General features: G+C 70.4%; 4 protein-coding genes. 2 read left to right on the top strand and 2 right to left on the bottom strand.

Annotated elements, in window-relative coordinates; genetic code table 11:
* Positions 1–1,000, bottom strand: a 1,000-nt coding sequence (locus tag AC3XYG_RS28805) for a GMC family oxidoreductase (RefSeq protein WP_489143315.1), incomplete at its 3' end; no start/stop codon positions are given.
* A 171-nt stretch (positions 1,001–1,171) separates the two neighbouring features.
* Here AC3XYG_RS28805 and AC3XYG_RS28800 point away from each other — a divergent pair.
* A complete protein-coding gene (locus AC3XYG_RS28800) occupies positions 1,172–2,209 on the top strand; it encodes a glycosyl transferase family protein (RefSeq protein WP_489143314.1) in 1,038 nt (345 codons plus the stop codon).
* A 199-nt stretch (positions 2,210–2,408) separates the two neighbouring features.
* Positions 2,409–3,053, top strand: a complete 645-nt coding sequence (locus AC3XYG_RS28795) for a hypothetical protein (protein ID WP_489143313.1) — start codon at positions 2,409–2,411, stop codon at positions 3,051–3,053.
* A gap of 42 nt (positions 3,054–3,095) precedes the next feature.
* Here the strand turns inward: AC3XYG_RS28795 and AC3XYG_RS28790 are convergent.
* A partial coding sequence (locus AC3XYG_RS28790) for a heme-binding protein (protein ID WP_489143312.1) occupies positions 3,096–3,285 on the bottom strand: 190 nt, incomplete at its 5' end.

Here is a 3,285-nt window from a genome sequence, read left to right as displayed (position 1 = left end):
GGAACATCGCGTATTCCAGCCCCATGCCGATCTTGCCCAGCAGCCGGCCGGCCCGTTCGTTCAAGGTCGGCACGCCCGTCACCTTGTAGATCAGCCGCAGCTGCAGATGATCCTGCAGGTTCTCACCCACCCCCGGCAGATCATGCACCGGCTGCACGTCATGCGCCGCCAGCAGGTCGGCCGGGCCGATGCCGGAATGCTGCAGGATGGCGGGCGAGCCGATGGCGCCGGCGGCCAGGATCACCTCGCCCTTCGCCGCGGCATAGGCCTCGGTGCCATCCGGCCGGCGGAACACCACGCCGGCAGCGCGCTTGCCCTCCAGGTGCAGCTTCAGCACCTGGGCGTGGGTCTCGACCTTTAGGTTCGGACGGCTCAGCACCGGCTTCAGGAAGCCCTTGGCCGCGGTCCAGCGGATGCCGCGCCGCTGGTTGACCTGGAAATAGCCGCAGCCCTCGTTGGTGCCGGTGTTGAAGTCTTCCGTCGGCGGGATCCCGGTCTCGGCCGCCGCCTGCCGGAAGGACTCCAGGATGGCCCAGGACAGGCGCTGCGGCTCGACCCGCCATTCACCGCCGGCGCCGTGGAAATCGGTCCGGCCCTGCCAGTGATCCTCGGATTTGGTGAAGAACGGCAGCACCTCGTCCCAGCCCCAGCCCGCGTTGCCCAGCTGGCGCCACTGGTCGTAGTCGCGGGCCTGGCCGCGCATGTAGATCATGCCGTTGATGGCGGAGCAGCCGCCCAGCACCTTGCCGCGGGGATAGTTGATGGCCCGGCCGCCCAGCCCGGCCTCGTGCTCGGTCTTGAAGCACCAGTCCAGCCGCGGGTCGCCATGGGTGTAGAGGTAACCGACCGGGATGTGGATCCAGATGTGGTTGGCCTTGCCCCCGGCCTCCAGCAGCAGCACCGAGACCTCGGGGTCGGCCGACAGCCGGTTGGCCAGCACGCAGCCGGCCGAGCCTGCGCCGACGATGACATAGTCGAAGCTTCCGATCGCCCGGGTCATCGGCTGGCCACCCCGCCCTGTCCGCTCTCCGATCGCATCGCCCGACTCGCCCCGCTGTGCATCGCCCAGACGATCTTCCTACAAGGCATCGGGCCAGACAATGAACTGACATGCTCGACGGGCCGGAGCTCCCGCGCTAACCATTCGCATCCGTTTTGCGAGAACAGTGCCATGGCCAGCGACGTCGAAACCGTGACCGCCACCCCGGACTCGCCGCCCCGGCAGCGCATGGCGGCACATCTGGCGGCGATCGGGCGCGGCCCGGGCCGGTCGCGGCCGCTGACCGAGGCCGAGGCACAGGACGCCTTCGGCATCATCCTGTCGGGCGAGGCCGACCCGATGCAGGTCGGCGCCTTCCTGCTGCTGGAGCGCTATCGCGGCGAGACGGCGGCGGAGCTGGCCGGCATGATCCGGGCGGCGCGGGCGGTGGTGACGGCCGCCCCGACGACGCGGCCGGCGCTGGACTGGCCGTCCTATGCCGCCGGCAAGTCCCGCGGCGCGCCCTGGTTCCTGCTGTCGGCCCTGCTGGTCGCCCGCGCCGGCCATCCCGTGCTGATGCATGGCGTCAATGTCCGGGTGACCGAGGGCATCGAGACCGAGGACGCGGTGCGGGCGCTGGGCCTGCCGGTGGCCGAGACCCCGGCCGAGGCGGCGCGCACCCTGGACGCCACCCGCTTCGCCTATCTGCCGCTGCGCGCGGTCAGCCGCACCCTGACCGAGCTGATGGAGCTGCGGCCGGTGCTGGGGCTGCGCAGCCCGGTCAATTCGGCGGCGCGGCTGCTGAACCCGTTCCAGGCCAAGGCCAGCTTCGTCGGCGTGTTCCACCCGGCCTACCAGGATCTGCATCGCGACACGGCGCGGCTGCTGGGCCAGAGCGACTTGTGCGTGGTCAAGGGCGCCGGCGGCGAGGCCGAGCGCACGCCGCTGAAGGCGCTGTCGCTGCAGCGGCTGGTGGCGGGCGAAGCCCTGGACGAGACCGTGCCGCCGATGCTGGGCGACGGCCGCGGCGAAAGGCTGGAGCGCCGGGACCTGGAGCATTTCCGCGCGGTCGGGAGCGGTGCGACGGAGGACCCGGCGGCGGAAGCGACCGTGACCGGCAGCACCGCCGTGGCCCTGGCCGTGATCGAAGGCGACAGCGGCGAGGCCGCCCATGCCCGCCACCTGGAGCGGGCGGCGGCGCTTTGGCAGGAGCGGAACACCCGCGCGTAGGTTGGGATCGCGCTCGCGAACCCAACCTTGGTGCCCTCCCTCACCGTCATTGCGAGCGCAGCGAAGCAATCCATCGGGCAGCCCGAACCGGCGCCATCCATGGATTGCTTCGTCGGCTTTGCCTCCTCGCAATGACGGCGGATAAGGGTCACAACTCGTTCATTGCGCCTATCCGGGCGAATCGTTCATGATATGTTCCATGAACATCGCCCCAACCACATCCACGCCAGCCGAACCGGCCGATCCAGGCCGGGCGCTGGCGTTGCGGCAGGTCCAGCGGCTGGAGCGGCTGGCCGAAATGGCCATGGCGCAGGCCGAAGCGCTCCACACCGAGGTGATGGATCCGGTGCCGGACGAGCCCGGCACACCCGACCCGGCCGAGGTCCGCGCCCGGATCACGGAGGCCAGGGCCGCGTTCCAGCGCCACGCCCGCGTGGTGGCCCAGATCACAGCGGTGCAGTCCCGCATCACCCGCATCCTCTACGCGCCGCAGCAGACGGCCCCGACCACACGGGCCGCAGCCGCCGACGAGGTGCGCAAACAGTGGCGCAAGCGCCGGGTCGAATGCATCGTCGAAGAGGCCATCACCCAGTGCGTGCCGGTCAACCCCTATCCCCTGGTGTTCAAGCTGAAGGGCCGGCTCGTGGGGCTCGATCCCGACCTGGATCCGGATTTCCAGGACCGCCCGCTGGGCGCGACCGTCGCCCTGATCTGCCGGGGCTTGGGCCTCAAGCCCGACTGGTCGCAATGGGCCGGGGAGGATTGGGCCCTGGCCGAGGCCTGCGACCACGCGCCGGGTTCACCCTATGCCGGCACGGCAGAGGCCAAGCCCGATACAAGCTGAGTAGGTTGGGTTCGCAATGCGAACCCAACCTACGAGGACGACCTACGAGCGGGCTTTCTGCCACTTCTCGATCGTCGCGACGACCAGTCGATGGTCCTCTTCATGCTGCAGGCCGGAGACGGTGATGACGCCGACCACCTGGGCGCCGATGCGGATCGGGAAGGCGCCGCCATGGTCGATCATCGGGGTGCGGATCGACGGGCTTTCGGCCACGGTGCGGCCGCGCGCCTTC

It is taken from the genome of Inquilinus sp., assembly GCF_057815775.1.
This window is presented reverse-complemented; position numbering and strand designations above follow the sequence as displayed.

Excerpts from the sequence above, each read along its gene's own strand:
- AC3XYG_RS28800 (WP_489143314.1), top strand. The coding sequence starts at position 1,172 with ATGGCCAGCGACGTCGAAACCGTGACCGCCACCCCGGACTCGCCGCCC.
- AC3XYG_RS28795 (WP_489143313.1), top strand. The coding sequence starts at position 2,409 with ATGAACATCGCCCCAACCACATCCACGCCAGCCGAACCGGCCGATCCA.